General features: G+C 72.9%; 15 protein-coding genes and 2 pseudogenes. 12 read left to right on the plus strand and 5 right to left on the minus strand.

The window, feature by feature from the left end; genetic code table 11:
• Positions 1-21: 21 nt before the first annotated feature.
• Together ABGB14_RS18875 and ABGB14_RS18880 are read left to right on the plus strand one after the other, a co-directional pair.
• Positions 22-888, plus strand: a complete 867-nt coding sequence (locus ABGB14_RS18875) for a hypothetical protein (protein WP_347644981.1) — start codon at positions 22-24, stop codon at positions 886-888.
• A gap of 80 nt (positions 889-968) precedes the next feature.
• Positions 969-1484, plus strand: coding sequence for a hypothetical protein (locus ABGB14_RS18880; protein WP_347644982.1), 516 nt, complete (start codon positions 969-971; stop codon positions 1482-1484).
• Positions 1485-1512: 28 nt separating this feature from the next.
• Here the strand turns inward: ABGB14_RS18880 and ABGB14_RS18885 are convergent.
• Together ABGB14_RS18885 and ABGB14_RS18890 are read right to left on the minus strand one after the other, a co-directional pair.
• Positions 1513-1953: pseudogene (locus tag ABGB14_RS18885) on the minus strand (SAM-dependent methyltransferase); the annotation flags it as partial.
• A gap of 115 nt (positions 1954-2068) precedes the next feature.
• Positions 2069-3097: pseudogene (locus ABGB14_RS18890) on the minus strand (transposase); the annotation flags it as partial.
• Positions 3098-3220: 123 nt separating this feature from the next.
• On the opposite strand from ABGB14_RS18890, the gene tnpA reads away from it, so the two are divergent.
• The 3 genes from tnpA (at position 3221) to ABGB14_RS18905 (ending at position 4722) form a co-directional block, all read left to right on the plus strand.
• Complete coding sequence (gene tnpA / locus ABGB14_RS18895; protein ID WP_347644983.1) at positions 3221-3649, plus strand: IS200/IS605 family transposase; 429 nt, start codon at positions 3221-3223, stop codon at positions 3647-3649.
• Positions 3650-3941: 292 nt separating this feature from the next.
• Positions 3942-4358 (plus strand): CBS domain-containing protein, encoded by a 417-nt coding sequence (locus ABGB14_RS18900; RefSeq protein WP_347644984.1) that lies wholly within the window; start codon positions 3942-3944, stop codon positions 4356-4358.
• 10 nt (positions 4359-4368) lie between these two features.
• Positions 4369-4722 (plus strand): MmcQ/YjbR family DNA-binding protein, encoded by a 354-nt coding sequence (locus ABGB14_RS18905; protein ID WP_347644985.1) that lies wholly within the window; start codon positions 4369-4371, stop codon positions 4720-4722.
• Between the two features lie 34 nt (positions 4723-4756).
• On the opposite strand, the gene ABGB14_RS18910 is transcribed toward ABGB14_RS18905, so the two are convergent.
• A complete protein-coding gene (locus ABGB14_RS18910; RefSeq protein WP_347644986.1) occupies positions 4757-5686 on the minus strand; it encodes a hypothetical protein in 930 nt (309 codons plus the stop codon).
• Positions 5687-5816: 130 nt separating this feature from the next.
• On the opposite strand from ABGB14_RS18910, the gene ABGB14_RS18915 reads away from it, so the two are divergent.
• Complete coding sequence (locus ABGB14_RS18915; protein ID WP_347644987.1) at positions 5817-6761, plus strand: GNAT family N-acetyltransferase; 945 nt, start codon at positions 5817-5819, stop codon at positions 6759-6761.
• A 14-nt stretch (positions 6762-6775) separates the two neighbouring features.
• Here ABGB14_RS18915 and ABGB14_RS18920 read toward each other — a convergent pair whose 3' ends face one another.
• Positions 6776-7558 carry a nucleotidyltransferase domain-containing protein gene (locus tag ABGB14_RS18920; RefSeq protein ID WP_347644988.1) on the minus strand — a complete coding sequence of 261 codons (783 nt, stop codon included), beginning with the start codon at positions 7556-7558 and terminating at the stop codon, positions 6776-6778.
• Positions 7555-8193 (minus strand): nucleotidyltransferase domain-containing protein, encoded by a 639-nt coding sequence (locus ABGB14_RS18925; RefSeq protein WP_347644989.1) that lies wholly within the window; start codon positions 8191-8193, stop codon positions 7555-7557. The genes ABGB14_RS18920 and ABGB14_RS18925 overlap by 4 nt, the downstream gene beginning before the upstream one ends.
• A gap of 45 nt (positions 8194-8238) precedes the next feature.
• On the opposite strand from ABGB14_RS18925, the gene ABGB14_RS18930 reads away from it, so the two are divergent.
• The 6 genes from ABGB14_RS18930 (at position 8239) to ABGB14_RS18955 (ending at position 18249) form a co-directional block, all read left to right on the plus strand.
• Positions 8239-10107 (plus strand): propionyl-CoA synthetase, encoded by a 1869-nt coding sequence (locus ABGB14_RS18930; protein WP_347644990.1) that lies wholly within the window; start codon positions 8239-8241, stop codon positions 10105-10107.
• A 108-nt stretch (positions 10108-10215) separates the two neighbouring features.
• Entirely contained in the window at positions 10216-13122 is a 2907-nt protein-coding gene (locus tag ABGB14_RS18935; RefSeq protein WP_347644991.1) for a hypothetical protein, read from the plus strand.
• Positions 13123-13247: 125 nt separating this feature from the next.
• Positions 13248-14438 carry a sensor histidine kinase gene (locus tag ABGB14_RS18940; protein ID WP_347644992.1) on the plus strand — a complete coding sequence of 397 codons (1191 nt, stop codon included), beginning with the start codon at positions 13248-13250 and terminating at the stop codon, positions 14436-14438.
• Positions 14435-15088 (plus strand): response regulator transcription factor, encoded by a 654-nt coding sequence (locus tag ABGB14_RS18945; RefSeq protein ID WP_347644993.1) that lies wholly within the window; start codon positions 14435-14437, stop codon positions 15086-15088. Before ABGB14_RS18940 ends, ABGB14_RS18945 begins: the two co-directional genes overlap by 4 nt.
• 239 nt (positions 15089-15327) lie before the next feature.
• Positions 15328-17313: an MMPL family transporter gene (locus ABGB14_RS18950; RefSeq protein ID WP_347644994.1), complete on the plus strand. Its 1986-nt coding sequence runs from the start codon at positions 15328-15330 to the stop codon at positions 17311-17313.
• Positions 17314-17361: 48 nt separating this feature from the next.
• Positions 17362-18249 (plus strand): hypothetical protein, encoded by an 888-nt coding sequence (locus tag ABGB14_RS18955; RefSeq protein ID WP_347644995.1) that lies wholly within the window; start codon positions 17362-17364, stop codon positions 18247-18249.
• Positions 18250-18262: the final 13 nt, after the last annotated feature.

Genomic DNA, 18262 nt, shown 5'->3' on the forward strand with positions numbered 1-18262 from the left:
GAATCTGGTAGTTGTAGGCGGGTGCGAATCAAGCCCCTTGCCGCCGTGCCCGTCGTCCTCGCCACGGCGCTGACCGCCATACCCGCTCACGCCGAGAGGGCCAAGCCGCCCTCCGTCCCCGCCGGCACCACGGCCGCGTGGCTGGTCTTCGACCGGCAGGCGGGCAAGTTCGTGGCCACGCGCAACGCGCACAGGAAGTACCGCTCGGCCTCCATCGTCAAGATCCTGATCGCGATCGACTACCTGGAGCGGCACAAGAGCGTGCCCGCCGCCGACGCCAAGCTGCTCAAGGGCATGCTGCGGGCCAGCGACGACGACGCGGCCTCGACATTCTGGGAGCGCGAGGGCGAAGGGAAGATCGTCGTCAGGACGGCCCGCAGGCTCGGCCTGGCCGACACCACACCGCCGCCCGCCTCCAAGCCGGGCTTCTGGGGCTACACCTCGCTCAGCGCGTACGACATCGTGCGCACCTACCGCTACCTGTTCGACCGGGCCGACGCCAAGGTCAGGAACCTGATCCTGGGCCACCTGCGCAAGGCCGCGCCGTGCGGGGCCGACGGCTTCGACCAGACCTTCGGCATCCCCGACGCGATCCCCCGGCCGTGGGCGGTCAAGCAGGGCTGGTCCGGGTTCGGCATGACGCCGCCGAGCCGCTGCAAGGACGCCAAGGCCGTCGGCGCGCCCATCTCGTGGGTGGCGCAGCGGGCCACCGGCTCGGGCGTGCCCGACTACGGCCGCCCGGTGCTGCACACGACCGGCCTGGCAGGCCGGGGCGACCGGTACGTCATGGCGGTGCTCACCGCGCACCCGGTGGGCGGCACGTGGAGCGGCTCGGTCAAGCGCATCACCAGGCTGACCCGCGACCTCTACCGCAGCGTCGCGGGCTGACGTCCACGCCCGCCCGCGGGAGCGTCACCGCTGGGGCCGGTGTTGCCTCGCGGGGCGGGCGGGCCGGTAGAGTCGGCCCGATGACGAAGCATGCGATCACCCCGCAGGCCGGCATTCTCGGTGACACGTTCGGGTGCGCCTGCGGCGTGGCCCTGGCCGGCCGGATGCCGGCCGAGCTCCACGCCGCCGAGAACGGCCTGTGCTCGGCGTGCCTCGGCTCGGCGGAGGAAGAGCTGACGGCCGGCATGACGCGCGGGTGCCCGTCGTGCGCGGGCAGCGGTCGCCGCAGGGAGCAGGTCACCTGGCAGCTGGCGCACGCCGAGGCCGAGCACCTGATCACGATGACCATCGTGCGCGGGATCGTGGCGGGCTTCGACGGGCCGTTCCACCTGTCGGAGATCGCCGACACGGTCAGGACGGGTCTGGGGCTGCCCGCCGGGCGGCTGCCCGTCGGGCCGCGCGTGCGCGACCTGCTGCTGCAACTGCAGGCCGCGGGCGAGATCACCATGTTGTCGGCGCCGGACGAGCTCATCGGCTCCGACATGGTCCTCTACCGCGACCCCCGGTGGCAGCGCGCCAGGACCCTCGGCATCTGACAGCGCGCCGGGCTCAGGGCGGTGCGGCTCAGGCGCGGCAGAGGACCTCGCCGTGCAGGAGCGACATCCAGCCGTCACCGTCGGCCGCCCACGCCAGCCACCCCTCCGAGATCCGCCGCAGGTCCGCCTCCGTGGCGGCGCCGGTGGCCAGGGCCTGCCGGGCCATCGCGGAGTGCAGGATCCGCTCGGACCACATCCCGCCCCACCAGGCCCGGTCTTCGGGCGTGGCGAAGCACCAGGTCGACGACGTGGCGGTGACGTCCTCGAACCCTGCGGCCCGCGCCCACGACAGCAGCCGCCGCCCCGCGTCCGGCTCGCCGCCGTTGCCTCGCGCGATCTTCTGGTACAGCTCCATCCACTCGTCCAGCACCGGCAGCCGCGGGTGCCAGGCGAACGCCGTGTAGTCGCTGTCGCGGGCGGCCACGAACCCGCCCGGCCTGGTGACCCTGCGCATCTCCCGCAGCGCGCGCGACTCGTGGTGGCGCCCCGAGGTCTCCACGTCCTGACACCACAGTTCCTGCGGCGTTGCGAATGTTGATCGCGGCGTTGGTGTCGGCGTGGCCGGTCCAGCCGCACGCGGGGTTGGCGCAGGAGAACCTGATCCCGTCCCGGGCCGCCGGGTCACGGTGGCCGCATTGGTGACAGGTCTGTGAGGTCCCCCGCGCGGGGACCTTCACGACGTGGCCGCCCCGGTCGATGGTCTTGTATTCCAGCAGGGTGATGGTCCGGCCCCACGCTTGCCCGGCGATCGAGCGGTTCAGCCCGGTCTTCTGCGCGACGTTCACGCCGGGGTTGGCGACCGTGCCGGTGGCCGAACGGACCATGTTCGTGATCGTCAGATCCTCCACCACGACGATGCCGAAAGTGCGGGCCAGTTCGGTGGTGGTCTGGTGCTGCCAGTCAAGGGCTCGGCGCTTGGCTGTCGCGCGGAGCCGGGCGATCTGGTCGTAGGTGCGGGCCAGCCGATGCGAGGCCTGCCCGCCATGATGCCGGGTGCGCCGCTGGCGGGCTGACTTCTTCTCCAGCCGGCGCAGGCGCTTGCTCTCGCCGTCGCGCAGCCAGGGCCCGTGCGTACGCATGGTGCCATCCGACAGGGCCAAGGCGACGGTGATCCCCCGGTCGATCCCCACGGCCGGACCAGGAGGGGCATCTGGAACCGGAGCGGCCATGGTCTGGGTCCGGAACACGATCTGCCAGCCGAAGGCGTCCTTGACCAGCCGGGCTCCGGTGATTCGCCCGGCCGGGCCGCCCTTGCTGAGGCCGGGCAGGTCCTTGGTCCACCGAAACCGTACCCGCCCGAGCTTGGGCACGCTGACCGCGCCCCACCGCCGGTTGACCCGCTTGATCTGCAGGTCGCGGGCCTGCGGAATGTCCACGGCCGGCCGGGATCGGAACCGGGCCTTGAACGTCGGGCGCTGGGCGGGGTGATCAGGGTTGAAGAAATTCGCCCACGCCTGCCGATACGTCTTCAGCACCGCCTGCGCCGCCTGAGCGGGTAATTGCGCCATCCAATCGATTTCACGGCGGGCTGCGCGGATCGCCTCGTCGCACTCCTTCAACGACGCGAACCGGCCCTGCCGGAAGGTGAAGTACTCGTGCAGCAGGTTCCACAGCGCGCGGGCGGTGTGTCGCCTGGCCGTCCAGCACTGCCACCTGGGCCGCGCTCAACTCCAGGCGGGCCACATGCGCCCGCGTCTGCTTCACCTTCTCCACGCTGTGATCGTATCATTTGGTTTATGTCACCGAGATGGAAACCAGACCCAGATGTGCGCACCGGACGGCACGTCGTATACCACCTCCACGCCCATTTGGTTTTCGTCACCAAGTATCGGCGGGGGGCTTTCACCGACCCGATGCTGGTCCGATGCGAACAGATCATGCGGGAGGTATGCGCCGACTTCGAGGCCGAACTTCGCGAGTTCAACGGCGCAGACGACCACGTCCACCTGCTGGTCCACTATCCGCCCAAGGTCGCCTTGTCCAAGCTGGTCAACTCGCTGAAGGGGGTTTCGGCTCGGATGCTGCGCAAGGAGTTCAGCACCCACGTTCGCACGTACCTGTGGCATGACCACTTCTGGTCCGGCTCCTACTTCGCCGGTTCGGTTGGCGGGGCCCCGCTGACCGTGGTCAAGCAGTACATCGAGCAGCAGAACCGGCCGGTCTGATCGGGGTGGACGCCGGTTCACCTGGCGGCGAATCGGCTGTGCTTGCCCCACCATGCGGGACGGTCCGCTTCACCCCGGCCTGAAGGCCGGAGCACTACGGACGAAATCGGTAGACGGCTTCCCTCGCCGAACTCCTTCGTCTTCGCCGGACCGTTGCCGGCGACCCTAGCGCGTATCTCGCTATTCAAGAGATTGTCTCGCTGTACGAGACAAGTGCGCGGCGCGGCCACGGCCCCTGGTGAGTCGGGCGAGCGCCCGGGTAGGGGGCGGGCACCGACCCACAGGAGGACCCATGGCGAAGACCGTGGCAGACGTCATGACAGCCCACCCGGCCACGATCGAGGGCGACCAGCCGGTTTCCGCCGCCGCGGCGCTCATGCGCGAGCACGACACCGGGGCGATCATCGTCAACGACAACGGCCGCATGCAGGGCATCGTCACCGACCGTGACATCGCCGTGCGCGTGGTCGCCGCCGAGCGCGGCCCGGACACGCCGGTACGCGAGGCGTGCAGCCCGGCCGTCGAGGCCGTCGACCCCGACACCGGCATCGAGCAGGCCGTGCGGATGATGCGCTCGCACGCCGTCCGCCGCCTTCCCGTGGTCGAGGACGGCCGCGCCGTCGGCATCGTCAGCCTGGGAGACCTGGCCGTCGAGCGCGACCCGGACTCGGCGCTCGCCGACATTTCGGCCGCCGAGGGAAATCGGTAACGTTGCCCGCGTGGTCACAGTCGACGACGTGCGGCGGTTCGCGCACACGCTCCCGCGCTCCACTGAGCACCTCATCAGGGACCGCGTCAAGTTCCGGATAGGGCAGATCGTCTACGTGGCGTTCTCGCGCGACGAGACGCAGATGGGCTTCGCGTTCCCGAAGGAGGAGCGGGCGGCGCTGGTGGCGGCCGAGCCGGACAAGTTCCTCATGCCGGGGGAGTCGGACCTGCGCTTCAACTGGGTCGAGGTACGGCTCGCCGCCATCGACGCCGCCGAGATGCGCGAACTGGTGCTGGAGGCCTGGCGGATGTGCGTACCGAAGAAGGTGCGCCTGGAACAGCAGCGGCAGGCCGGCACGCCCTGAGCAGCCAGGGCCTCGGCCGGCGCCGGACCACACGTCAGCCGCGGACGTCGGCCAGCCCGCGCAGCCGGCGCAGCGCCTTGCGGGCGGCCGCCGAGACCCGCTGGTCCGGGTGGTGGTCGATGAACAACCGCAGCACCTGACCCGTCCACGGATGGTCGCCGAAGGCCAGGATCGGGATCGTGCCCGCCTGCTCCTCCACGTCCATGCCCAGGGCGATCGACTCGATCACCTGGCCGGGCTCGTCCCCGAACTCCAGCAGCGCCGCCGCCATGTCCACCAGCACCCACGCGATCTCGTCCGGCGCGGGCTGCCGCTCGGTGCGGCCGGTCCTGGCCGCGATCACCGCGCCGAGCTTGCGCTTCTCCAGGTGCCGGGAGAGCGCCAGCCGGCCCTCGTCGCCGAACCGGGTCGACAACAACTCCACGCCGATCGCCCGGCTCAGCGGGCTGACCGTGGCCAGCGCCGCGGCGATCTCGGCCACCGCCTCGTCGCGCTCCCGGCCCTTCAGCCATCCGGCCAGCTCCTCGTCGCGTTCCGCCTCGGGGTAGGACCGCAGGCCGTGCAGCAGCGCCGCGGCGTCGCCGTCCGCGAGCGAGCCCATGACCGGGACCTCCTGCCCGGTGGTCGCCGCGACGATCAGCCGCGCCGCCCACAGGCCGAGCCAGCTCATCGTGTACGGCTCCTCCTGGCGGACCAGCCCGAGCCCCGTCAGCGTCTCCGGCACCTCGCCCTGGTGCGGCTCGCGCGTCAGGAACATCCTGATCAGCTCGAGCAGCAGGGCGCCGTCGGCGGCCAGCAGGTCGCGGCAGTGTCCCGCCCAGGCGGCCAGCACCTCGGAGTCGTCGCCCTCCGGCTTCAGTTCCCCGGCCAGCGGGGCGGCGCGCACCGCCGCCGCGAGCGTGGCCTCGCCGGGCAGCCGGATCGGTGGTTGCAGGGGCAGCGTGTCGTCGTGGTAGGAGCTCACCAGCCCATCCTGTCGCGATATTTCTGTTAAAGTGCCAGCCGACACCGAAAAGTCGGAAGAAAGGAGGCGCTGAGATGTCCGGCATCACCACGGGCGCTCCTCGCGCCCGCTTCCACTTCTCGGAGGAACCATGCGTTTCCGTCCCGCGGTCAAGGACGACCTAGACCGCCTGCTCGGCTGCGTCGTCGACGAGCCCATCAGCTGGGCCCACCCTGAGCGGCTGCTGTCGTACGTGGAGAGCCGCAACTACGGCTACGACCGCATCTGGCTGGCCACCGATGACGACACCGACGACATCCTCGCCCGCGCCGTCTGGTGGAGCTTCCCCGACGGCGCCAGGCCGCTCGCGCTGGACTGTCTCTACGTGCACCCCTCGGTCGGCGACCGCGTGGGCGTGGCCGCCGACCTGCTGCGCCACGCCCATGCCGCCTTCGGGCGGGCGCCCGAGTACCACGTCTTCGTGCCCAACGGCTGGCGCGGCGACCCCGCGGCCACGGCGGCCGTCGGCTGGCGCTGGGAGGCCGCCGGCCGCGCCGGGCTGACCGAGGAGCTCGAACGCCTGCGCTATGCGTGGACGGCGGGCGACGCGCCCGTGCCCGAGCCGCCGGACCGGCTCGTCTTCCGCGGCGAGGAGGACGACGAGGTCTTCGTGGAGGCGTTCCGGCGGGTGGCCGCCGGCTCCCTCGACTTCGCCACCCGCCAGGCCCTGCGCACCATGGACCCGGTGGAGCAGGCCCGCGAGGACGTCCGCGACTGCGCGTCCATGCGGGGCGAACGGTCCTGGTGGCGGCTGGCCTACGACAAGGGCGGCGACCTCGTCGGTGTCGCCCTGCCCTCCGCCAACGACGCCGGGCCCGTGGTCGGCTATCTCGGTGTGGTGCCCGAGCAGCGCGGCCACGGGTACGTCGACGACCTCCTCGCCGAGATCACCCGCTTCCACGCGGAGCGGGGCGTCCAGCGGATCGTGGCCGACACCGACTCCGGCAACGTGCCGATGGCCAGGGCGTTCGAGCGGGGCGGCTACCGCAACTTCGCCATCAGGCTCGTCCTGTCGGCCGATCCCGCGGCTCCGTAACGGCGGATTCCCCGTCAGGCCCTGGCCGCCCGGTCCCCGGGCTCCGCCATGCCCGGCGAGGGCCCGCGCAGCCGGGCCCTGACCACCACGTCGTGCAGCGCCTCCCCGGCGGAGGCCCGCTCGGGGAGCGCCGACGACTCCCGGGCCTCCGCCAGCGCCGCCGTCATCCGCGCCACGTCCTCCTGGACTCCCGGCACGGACGGCGCCTGCCCGTGCTCGGCCTCCCGCTTCGCGGCGACGAGCTCGGGCAGGTACGCCGGCCCGTACGCGTACAGGCGGGTCAGGTCGGCCTCCAGCTCGCCGGTGCGCATGAGGTGCGTCCCCGTCGCCAGCACGCGGAAGGTGTAGAGCAGCGGCTTCAGCTCGCCGCTCCTGCCGAACAACCGCCACTGCGTGCGCGCGAACCCCAGGTAGTGGTGCGCGTGGTGGCGCGTCAGGCAGCCAGGGGCCAGGGCGACCAGTTCCTCGTGCGCCGCCGAGGACGCCACGACCAGCGGCGAGAGCAGCTGCTCCAGCACGTAGCCGTTGCGGCCGAGCAGCAGCCGCCCGAACTTGGCCAGGTCGTGCGTCACGAGGTCCACCTCGACGCCGTCGCGCGTCCACGTCCGCTCCAGCGTCTCCGGGCCGTGCCGCAGCCCGGCCACCTCCTCCACCGGCAGCAGGTGGGCGCCCCGCAGGTCCACGTCGGAGTCGGCCGAGGGGAACCCGTACAGGTGCGCCCCGCTCACCGTCGCGAACACCGGCGGGTACGGCTGCTCGCCGGGGATCTCCGCCAGCCATCCGGGCAGGTCGTTCACAGGTTCTCCTTCCGTACGCCGATCAGGAAGTCCTCCACCCGGTCCCGGTCCGGCCGGGCGGGCAGCACGCTCGGCGTCGCGGCCAGCTCGGCGGCCAGGGCGGCGCGCCAGGCGTCCACCTCCGCCCACGGCAGGGCTCCGCGCCGGATCGCGAGCAGCCGCTCGCGGTGCGGCCCCACCCGGACCAGCGGCTCGCCGTGCCGGACCAGGTGCAGGCCGCTGAGCAGCAGCCGCACCATGTGCATGGCCTGCTTCCACCTGGGCGCGACCGGGTCGATGCGGCGGAACTGGTCCTCGGCGTAGCCGGCGAACGAGCGCTGCGCCCGCCGCGAAAGGAACGCCGTCCGCAACTCGCGCAGCCGCCGGCCGGCGGGGGTGATCACCTCCACGACAGGCGACCACAGGCACTCGAGGACGGTCGGGTTGGCCTCGAGGGCGAGGCCGCAGAAACGCTCGACCTCCCACGAGAACTGCTCGGGCAGCGGCCCGTCGCGGTGCGTGGGGGGTTTCTCCAGCCGCCAGAACGCCGCGGTCGGCGCCACGAACACGCCCCGCCGGTCGGTGTCGGAATTTTCGGTTTCCAGCCCGTACGCCCGCGATCCCATGACGACGGAAAGGATCAAGTCATCGCTCACCCATGTATCTTGCGCCATGGGGGCGCGGGCTGATCTGATCGATCAGTGGGCGGTTACGACGAGGCTTACCGGCAGAGCATCGAACAGCCTGGCGCGTTCTGGGCCGAGGCGGCGCGCGACATCGACTGGGACGTGGCGCCGGCCACCGCGCTCGGCGACGGCGGCCGCTGGTTTCCCGACGGGCGGCTCAACACCTGCCACAACGCGGTCGACCGGCATGTCGCGGCCGGGCGCGGCGAGCAGGCGGCGCTGATCCACGACAGCCCGGTCACCGGCACGGTCCGCGTCCTCACCTACGCCGACCTGCTCGACCAGGTGGCCAGGACCGCGGGCATGCTGCGCGATCTGGGCGTGCGGGCAGGCGACACCGTGGTCGTCTACATGCCGATGGTGCCGGAGGCGGTCGTCGCGATGCTGGCCTGCGCGCGGCTGGGCGCGGTGCACTCGGTGGTGTTCGGCGGGTTCGCGGCCAGGGAGCTGGCGATGCGGATCGACCACGCCAGGCCCAAGGTGGTGCTCTCGGCGTCGTGCGGCATCGAGCCGGCGCGGGTGGTGGCGTACAAACCGCTGCTGGACGCGGCGCTTGAGCAGGCCGCGCACCGGCCGGACCACTGCGTGATCCTCCAGCGGCCGCAGTCGGTGGCCGAGCTCGCGCAGGGCCGCGACCTCGACTGGGAGCGGGCCGTGCGCGAGGCCGAGCCGGCCGGCTGCGTGAGCGTGGCCGCCACCGACCCCCTCTACATCCTCTACACCTCCGGCACGACCGGCTCGCCCAAGGGCGTCGTGCGCGACAACGGCGGGCACGCGGTGGCGCTGCACTGGAGCATGGCCAACGTGTTCGGCGCCGCTCCGGGCGAGGTCTACTGGGCGGCCTCCGACGTGGGCTGGGTGGTCGGCCACTCCTACATCGTGTACGCGCCGCTGCTGGCGGGCTGCACGACCGTGCTGTACGAAGGCAAGCCGGTCGGCACGCCGGACCCGGGAGCGTTCTGGCGGGTGGTGGCCACGCACGGGGTGCGTACGCTGTTCACCGCGCCGACCGCGATCAGGGCCATCAAGAAAGAGGATCCATCCGGAAATTTCGCGAAAAAGTGGGATCTGTCGGGGCTGCGGTACCTCTTCCTGGCCGGCGAGCGGCTCGACCCCGACACCTACCACTGGGCGTCGGACCTGCTCGGCATCCCCGTCATCGACCACTGGTGGCAGACCGAGACCGGCTGGCCGGTGACCGCCAACTGCGCCGGCATCGAACGGCTGCCGATCAAACCCGGCTCGCCCACCAAGCCGGTGCCCGGCTGGGACGTGCACATCCTCGACGCCGACGGCAACGACTGCCCGCCGGGGGTCGACGGCGCGGTCACCGTCAAGCTGCCGCTCCCGCCCGGCGCGCTGCCCACCCTCTACCGCGACGACGCCCGCTTCGCCCGCTCCTACCTGGAGCGCTACCCCGGCCACTACCTGTCGGGCGACGGCGGCCACCTCGACGCCGACGGCTACCTCTACGTCATGGGCCGCATCGACGACGTGATCAACGTCGCCGGCCACCGCCTGTCCACCGGCTCGATGGAGGAGGTCATCGCCGCCCACCCCGACGTGGCCGAGTGCGCCGTGATCGGCGTGGCCGACGAGCTGAAGGGGCAGCTGCCGATGGGGTTCGTGGTGCTGAAGGCCGGTGCGGAGCGCGACCCCGCCGAGGTGGAGCGCGAGGTGGCCGCACTCGTACGCGAGCGCGTCGGGCCCGTCGCCGCCTTCCGCCGCGCCCTGGTGGTCGCCCGGCTGCCGAAGACCCGCTCGGGCAAGATCCTGCGCGCCACGATGCGCGACATCGCCGACGGCCGCCCGTACACCACGCCGTCCACGATCGAGGATCCGGCGGCGCTGCCGGAGATCGCGCGCGCCCTGAAGGGTACATAACGTTCGGACCGGCAACAGACCTGGCGGCAGACCTGCACGGTGTGGAAGCCTGCGCGATCGCGGGCGTGGAGCGCATGATGGGACACCCCCTGTCCCCGGGAGAAGGCCATGATCGATACCCCGAGCTACGCCGACGCCCTGAGGATTCTCGGCTGCAAGGACGGCAGGCTGGTCAAGGTCGTCGGGTTCGCCTCGGCCGCCGAGCGCACCGGCTGGGCGCTGGCCGGCGGCGGGCGGCTGGCGGCCGGACTGAACGACATGCGCGACGGCATCGTCCGTTACGGCAAGGACGTCGTGCGCCGCATGCCCGAGCTCAAGGGCGGCGTCGACCGGCACACCCGCACCGAGCGGCTGGCCGCGGCGCACGCCGCGATCGTCGTGTCGGCGTACTTCGAGGCGCTCGGCGAGGCGAAGCTGCCGTTCACGCTGGACCGGCTCGACCGCGGCGAGAAGATCTCCCACGGCGTGCCGACGCCCGAGCGGTTCGCCAGGCTGGTGGCCGAGCTGCTGCTGGAGCGGCTGCCCACGCCCGAGCCGCACCTGCCGTACGCCGAGACGCGGCGCGCCGTGGAACGTGCCTTCCTGCACATGTCCGAGGCCCTGGCCGGATACGTGGGCGGCCTGTCGGTCTGGGACGAGCTCAGCGTCGACGACCAGCTCCTGCTGCCCCGCATGCTGGCCGAGGGCCCGCCCGCGCACGCGCTGCGCATCTACGACGAGGACTACCGGTCGCTGGCGCTCGACAGCCACGAGTTCGGGGTGCGCAGCCTCGTCACGGAGCGGCCGCCGCCCGGCACCGCGCTGTCGCGGGTGGCGTGGTTGCTGGCCGAGCTGGCCCCGCCCAGGGTCGGCGACCGCCCCGTGATCCACCTGGCCAGGATGGCCGCCAACGCGCTCGACCAGCCGCTCCTGGTCGCCGGCAAACATCCCGAGGACGTCACGCTCCCGCTGCTCGGCGAGGGCTACCTCACCCCCCGCTGCCGGGTCGCGGAGCTGACCCGCTACGCTGCGCCCGCCGAGCGGGCCTGGTGGGACGACCGGCGCCTGTTGCCCGACCCCGAGGCGTTCCTCGTGGGACACCTCACCTCGCTGCGGGCCACCCGGGCGCCGCTGCTGGTGCTGGGCGAGCCGGGTGCGGGCAAGACGAAGCTGACCGAGGTGCTCGCGGCCCGGCTGGCCAGGTCGGAGTTCCTGCCGATCAGGGTGGAGCTGGGCGCGGTGGCCGCGCGCGCGGACGTCACCGAGCAGATCGAGCAGGCTCTCAAGGGGGTGCTGGACGAGCAGGTGGGCTACGCCGACCTGGTGGCGGCCGGCGACGGGGCGATGCCGGTGGTCCTGCTCGACGGGCTGGACGAGCTGCTGCAGGGCGGCGTCAACCGGTTCGACTACCTCGAACACGTCCAGGAGTTCCAGGCCAGGGAGGCCGGGCTCGGGCGGCCCGTCGCGGTGATCGTCACCAGCCGTACGGTGGTGGCGGACCGGATCAGGTTTCCGGAGGGGCTGCTCGCGCTGCAGCTGCAGCCGTTCGACGACGGCCAGGTGCGGCAGTGGCTGGACATCTGGGACCAGGCCAACCGGTCCCTGCTGGCCAGGCGTGACCTGAAGCCGCTGCCCGCGCGGGCGGCGCTCGTGCACGGCGACATGGCCAGGCAGCCGCTGCTCCTGCTGCTGCTGGCCCTCTACGACGCCGGCGGCAACGCGCTGCAGCGCGACCACGGCCCGCTCGGGCGCGCCCGCCTGTACGAGGTGCTGCTCAGGGACTACACCGAACGGGAGACCGGCGGGGCGCGGCGGGTGGCGATCGACCAGGAGCTGGTGTTGCTCGGCACGGCGGCGCTGTCCATGCTGGCCAGGGGCCGCCAGGTCCTCACCGACGAGGCGCTCGAGCGCGACCTGCCCGCCCTGTGCCACGGCGGCGAGGAGGACCCCGGCGACGAGGGCGAGCGGATCGACTGGGTGCGCAAGGCCACGGAACGGTTCTTCTTCGTCCGCAGGAACGGCCACGCGTTCCTGCACTCCACGTTCGGCGAGTTCCTGGTGGCCTGGCTGACCGTCTACGCGCTGCGCGACCTCGACCGCAGGTGCCGGCTGGCCGGCGACGAGCCCCTCGCGCTCGTCCAGGCGGTGGACGACGACCTGCTGTACGCCGTCACGTCCCACTCGTGCCTGGCCGAGCGCGGGCCCACCGTCGGTTTCATCCTGGAGCTGCTGGCCGAGGTGCCCGCCGCGGTGCGGGAGCGGTGCGTCACGCTCCTGGCCGGGACGCTGCGGCGCTCGCTGCACGAGCGCCCCCGCCGCCACTTCACCGGTTTCCTTCCGGTACGTCACACGGTGCCCCGCCGCCTGGCCGCCTACTCCGCGAACCTCACCCTGCTCATCGTCGCCGCCTCCGACCAGCCCGTCAGCGTCTCCTCGCTCCTGGCGGGGCCCGACCCCCTGGACCGCTGGTCCGCGCTCACCCACCTGTGGAAGGGCAACCTCGGGCACGAGGGCTGGAACGGCCTGCTCACCGCGCTGTCGGCGCACCGGGTGATCGACGGCGGCACGGAGGACGTCGTGCTCGAGGGCGAGGAGGGCGCCAGGAGCGCAGCCGGGAGGAGCGACAGTACGAGCGCCGGGATGAGCGCCGGGATGAGCGACGGCATGGGCGACGTCGTCGTCGCGGTCGCCACCGGCCACACGCCCCGGCACCGCCGCCTGCTCGACCTGCTGCTGCGAGCCCTGGGGGAGGGGCGCGGCCTGCCCTACCGGGAGCGGGTCCGCATCCTCGACGAGCTGGTCCGTACGGTGGCGGTCAGGTCGCCGGCGCTGCACCAGGCGCTGGGGGCGATGTGGGCGGAGGACGGCGACGGCCACGCCGAGCTGCGCCCGTTGCTGCGTGCCGTGCTGGCCGACCCGGTGGACCGGATGGGCGCCTGGAACGCGCTGGTCAAGGCCGGCGTGCCCGAGATGGCTCTCTGGGAGATCCAGCAGCACCCGCCGTCAGGGGCGGAGGACCTCGGGCCCGGCCGCTGAGCTCCGGCGCCTCCGCCCGCCGGCCGTGCCGCGCCGGCCGGACGCGATGCGTACCGCGCGCGGCGTACGCGGGAACCGCGGCGGCGGTATCGCGCGGCCCGGGAGCAGCGCACTAGCGTACGGGAATGCGGACGATTGCCCTGGTGTGCGGTATGGCGGGGGTCGTGATGTTCTCGACGGCCATGGCCTACGAGAACCAGCCGGAGGCCCGACCGCTGGACCTGCTCGGCTACACGCTGCTGGTCGCGACGGCGCTCGGGCTGGTCTGGTGGCGGACGCGGCCCGACGTCGCGCTGGCCGTGTGCGCCGGGTCGGCGGCCGGCATCTTCGGCGTCGGGTACGCGCTCTCGCTGTGGACGGTCCCGGCCCTGATCGCGCTCTTCTCGGCCATCGCGGCCGGGCGGCGGGCCGCCGGCTGGGCGGGCGCGGCGTTCCTGGTGGCTGTGCCCGCGGTGCCGGCCGTGCTGCGCGCCGAGGCGGACGTCACCATCGCGGTCGTCGTCTGGGCCGCCCTCGTGCTGCTCGTCGCCCAGCCCGCGGAGGTGTCGCGGGCGCGGCGCGACCACACCGCGGAGGTCGAACGGCGGGCCGCCGACGCCGAGCGGACCCGGGAGGAGGAGGCGCTGCGGCGGGCCCAGGAGGAGCGGCTTCGGGTGGCCAGGGAACTGCACGATGTCACCTCGCACACGGTGGCGGTGATCGCGCTGCACGCCTCCGTCGCCGCCGAGGCCGTGGAACGCGCCGGGGGCCCGGCCGAGGCCGCCGCCGCCCTCCAGGTCATCCGGACCTCCAGCCGCCAGGCACTCGGCGAGATGAAGGCCGTTCTCGGCGTCCTGCGCCCCGGCCCGGCCGGCTCCCGTACCCCGGACCCTGCCGGCTCCGGAGCGGCCCTCGACCTCGGCGCTCACATGAGGCCGGGCCCGGGGCCGGTCGAGGCCCGTGGCCCGAGGGAGCCGCTGCCGGGTTCGGCGGAGCTGCCGCGGTTGCTGCGCACGGCGGGCCTGCCGGTGACCCTCGACGTCGAGGGTGAGCGCCGCCCGTTGCCGCCGGCCGCCGACCTGACGGTCTACCGTGTCGTCCAGGAGGCGCTGACGAACACCATGCGGCACGCGAACGCCACCACGGCGACCGTGACGCTGCGCTACGAAAGGGGAGCGGTGACCGTTCGGGTGGACGACGACGGCGACGGGAGCAGGGCACCGCGCGGTCACGGCCTCACTGGCATGGCCGAGCGGGTCGCCGCCGTGGGCGGCCTGCTCACCACCGGCGACGGCCCCGCCGGCGGCTTCCGCGTCACCGCATGGTTGCCGGCGTGATCGAGGTCCTGATCGCCGACGACCAGCCGCTCGTCCGAGCCGGTCTGCGGGCGCTGCTCGACACGGAGGACGACATGATCGTGGTCGGGGAGGCCGCCGACGGCGCCGAGGCGGTGCGGCTCTCGGGCCGGCTCCGGCCCGACGTGGTGCTGATGGACGTCCGGATGCCGGAGTTCGACGGGCTCCAGGCCACCCGCGCCCTGACCGCCACGGGCGTGCGCGTCGTCGTGGTCACCACGTTCGACCTCGACGAGTACGTGTACGAGGCGCTCAGGTCCGGAGCCAGCGGCTTCCTGGTCAAGGACGCCGAGCCGGGCGAGATCCGGCACGCCGTCAGGGTGGCCGCCCGGGGCGATGCCCTGCTGTCACCGGGGGTCACGCGCAGGCTGATCGAGCAGTTCACCGCGCGCCGGCTCACCGGCCTGGACGACGGCCGGCTGGCGCCGCTGACCGGCCGCGAGCGAGAGGTGCTCGCCAGGGTCGCCAGAGGATTGTCCAACGTCCAGATCGCCGAGCAGCTCTCCATGAGCCCGCTGACCGTCAAGACGCACGTCAACCGCATGATGACCAAGCTGGCGGTGCACGACAGGGCGCAGCTCGTCGTCATCGGTTACGAGAGCGGCCTCGTCCATCCCGGCGACGCCGGCTGACAGCCCACCCCAGGACCTGACGACCCGAGCGGGCCCTGCTCGCGCACCGAGCCTCTGCCCCCAGGACCTGAGGCTCCGAGCGGGCCGCTGCCGGCGCACCGGGCGCCCGCCGGAATCCCGGGTGGCCCCGTCACCCGTCACCCCGTCAGCCCGTCCGTTCGGGAGTACCACGGGTGCAGTAGCCGGCTGACCGCGCACGGGGGACGCCGGGCGGCGCGCGTGCTTCCTACCGTCGCCGCATGATCCGTTTCTGCATCCGTCACCGATGGCTCGTCGTCGTGCTCTGGCCGGTCCTGGCCGCCGCCCTCATCGCGGCCGCCGCCACCTGGCCGGCCCCGTCCGACGACGACTTCACCTTGCCGGGCTCGGAGAGCCGGCAGGCCGCCGAACTGCTCGGCCCCGCCGCTGAGGAACCGCCGGGCACCCTGGTCGTCTCCGCCCCGAGCGGGGTCCGGGAGCCCGGGCCGCGCGGGGCCGTGGCCGCGCTGGCCGGCCGCATGAACGCCGTCCCCGGCGTACGCGTCTCCCTGGACGCCCAGCGGGTGTCACCGGACGGGACGCTCGCCTCCATCCCCATCGACTACCCGGACCCCGCCGCCCCGGAGCTGAAAAGGCTCCGCGACGGCTTCCAGGCTTCCGGCGTCACCGTGGAACTGGCGGGCGACGACTTCGCTGACTTCACCCCCGGCGGCCTGACGGAGGGCATCGGGCTGCTCGCCGCCGCGATCGTGCTGCTGGTCGCGTTCCGCTCGCTGATCGCGACCGTGCTTCCGCTGGTCATCGGCGTGGTCGGGGTGGCGTGCGGCGTCGCGCTGCTCACGGTGCTCGGCCACCTCGTCGACACGCCCGGCTTCGCCGTCTACCTCACGATCATGCTGGGGCTCGGCGTGGGCATCGACTACGCGCTGCTGATCGTCACCAGGTTCCGCGCGGGCCTGGACGAAGGGCTCGGCGTGGCGGAGGCCGTCACGCGGGCCATGCGCACGGCGGGCAGGTCCGTGCTGCTCGCCGGGCTGATCGTCATCGTGACCGGGTCCGGCATCCTGTTCCTCGGCCCGTCGATCGGCGGCGGGATCGCGCTGTCCGCCGGGTGCGGCGTGCTCATGGTGATGCTGGCCTCGCTCACCCTGCTGCCCGCTCTGCTGGCCTTGGCCGGCACGCGGATCGACCGGTTCGCGCTGTCCCGCCGTTCCGCGGCCCGGCCCCTGGCGTACCGGTGGAGCCGGGTCGTGCAGCGCAGGCCGTGGCTGATGGGAACGGTGGCACTCCTGGCGCTGGCCGCTCTCGCCCTGCCCGGAACGCAGTTGCGGGTCGGCTGGTCCGACGCGGGCAACCGGCCGGTGAGCGACACCACGCGCCGTGCCCACGACCTGCTCGCCCGGGGGTTCGGGCCGGGCATGGAGGCGCCGCTGATCCTGGCCGTACGCGACACGGGACGGGCTCCGCTGGGCGACGTGGTGCGCCGGGCGGCCGCCACACCCGGCGTTGCGCAGGCGTTCCCCGTGGGGAAGCACTCGGCGATGGTGGTGCCCGCCACCGGCCCGCAGGACGAGCGGACCACCGTCCTCATCCACCGCCTGCGCGCCGGCCTGCCGGACCCGGTGCTCGTCACCGGGTCCACCGCCGCGGCCATCGACTACGCCCGGCATGCGTCCGGCCGCATGCCGTGGATGGTCGGGGCGGTCCTGCTGGCGTCGTTCGTGCTGCTCGCCGGGGTGTTCAGGAGCGTGGTGCTGCCGGTGAAGGCGATCGCGGTGAACCTGCTGTCCATCGGAGCCGCCTACGGCGTCGTCGTGGCCGTCTTCCAGCAGGACGTGCTCGGGCAGGGAACCGCGGGGCCGATCGACGCGTGGGTGCCGACGATGTTGTTCGTCATCACCTTCGGGCTGTCCATGGACTATGAGGTGTTCCTGCTGTCCAGGATCAGGGAGGAGTATCTGACGCACGGCGACAACAGCCGCGCGGTCGCCGGCGGGCTGGCCGCGACCGCCAGGGTCATCACCGCGGCCGCCACGATCATGTTCTGCGTGTTCGCCGCCTTCGGCGCGTTCGATGATCGCGCGCTGCGCGTGATGGGTGTGGGGCTGGCCGCTGCGGTGCTGGTCGACGCCACGGTGGTCCGCCTGGTTCTGGTGCCCGCCGCCATGGAGGTGCTCGGTGCGCGCAATTGGTGGTTCCCCAACCTGACCTTTCGGAGGCTGACATCCGGGGAAAAAGTTACGTAATATCCACACATCACGAGCGTTGGGGGCGCCAGGGTGCCAGGACAGAACGTGGGTGTGGTCGTCGATCCGGGAGTGTCCCCGGAGGTCGCCGGATTGTTGCGCGCGAACGCCCCCCTGCTGTCCAGGATCAAGGCGGGCTGGGTGCCCCCGGCCACCCGGGCCCCGGCGCGCCACCCGAGCGCCTCCAGCGCGCTGCTGCTGGCCGCCACCCCCGCCGTGATCGCGTTCATGGCCGTCCTGATGGCCTCGCCGCTCGCGCCCGCCGGGTTCATGCTCCTGGGCACGTACGTTTTCATCGTCCTCATCAAGATCGCCTCGATGGGCGAGGTGGTGGAGGAGGACCGGCCGCACGAGCGCGGCGTGTACGAGCAGGCCCGCTGGCACGACGGCCGCTACCTGCTGCCCGAGGACTTCGACGAGGAGGCCGGGCAGGTGCTGGCCAGGGCGCAGCGGGCGATCGGGTCCGTGCTGCGCTCCCATGTCAACGCCGAAGGCCTCCTCGACGACGCGCGCAACGCCGTGATGTTGCCGGCGCAGGAGTGGGAGATCGCCCGGCTGCTGGCCAAGCTGTCGGCGCTGCGCCTGGAGCACAGGGAGCTGGTGTCCAGGGGCATCGCGCCCGAGGTCGCCGCGGTGATCGAGCCGCTCGAACGGGCGCTGGCCGGCAGCGAGGCGGCCGTGGTCGCCCGCGTGGAGGCGCTGGAGCGCTACGCCGCCCACGTCGCCGACGCAGAGCGCGCCTACCACGCCCGCGGCCAGATCGAGGAGCTGCGCGCCCGGCTGCCGAAGTACGAGGAGCTGCTGGCGGAGTCGGGTGCGGACGCGCTGGCCGTACCCGAGATCGAGCGGCTGGCCGAGGACGCCGACGTTCTGGAGCGCACGCTCCGGCGCAGCGTGCGCTCGGCGCACGAGGCCTTCCGCTACCTGGAGAGCTGACAGTCGGACAGAC

It is taken from the genome of Nonomuraea sp. B10E15 (genome assembly GCF_039871615.1).
Classification (GTDB): Bacteria; Actinomycetota; Actinomycetes; order Streptosporangiales; family Streptosporangiaceae; genus Nonomuraea.

What these genes read in the sequence shown, in the direction of transcription:
- ABGB14_RS18880 (WP_347644982.1), top strand. Translation starts at nt 969, where the DNA reads ATGACGAAGCATGCGATCACCCCGCAGGCCGGCATTCTCGGTGACACG.
- tnpA (WP_347644983.1), top strand. Translation starts at nt 3,221, where the DNA reads ATGTCACCGAGATGGAAACCAGACCCAGATGTGCGCACCGGACGGCAC.
- ABGB14_RS18900 (WP_347644984.1), top strand. Translation starts at nt 3,942, where the DNA reads ATGGCGAAGACCGTGGCAGACGTCATGACAGCCCACCCGGCCACGATC.
- ABGB14_RS18915 (WP_347644987.1), top strand. Translation starts at nt 5,817, where the DNA reads ATGCGTTTCCGTCCCGCGGTCAAGGACGACCTAGACCGCCTGCTCGGC.
- ABGB14_RS18935 (WP_347644991.1), top strand. Translation starts at nt 10,216, where the DNA reads ATGATCGATACCCCGAGCTACGCCGACGCCCTGAGGATTCTCGGCTGC.
- ABGB14_RS18940 (WP_347644992.1), top strand. Translation starts at nt 13,248, where the DNA reads ATGCGGACGATTGCCCTGGTGTGCGGTATGGCGGGGGTCGTGATGTTC.
- ABGB14_RS18950 (WP_347644994.1), top strand. Translation starts at nt 15,328, where the DNA reads ATGATCCGTTTCTGCATCCGTCACCGATGGCTCGTCGTCGTGCTCTGG.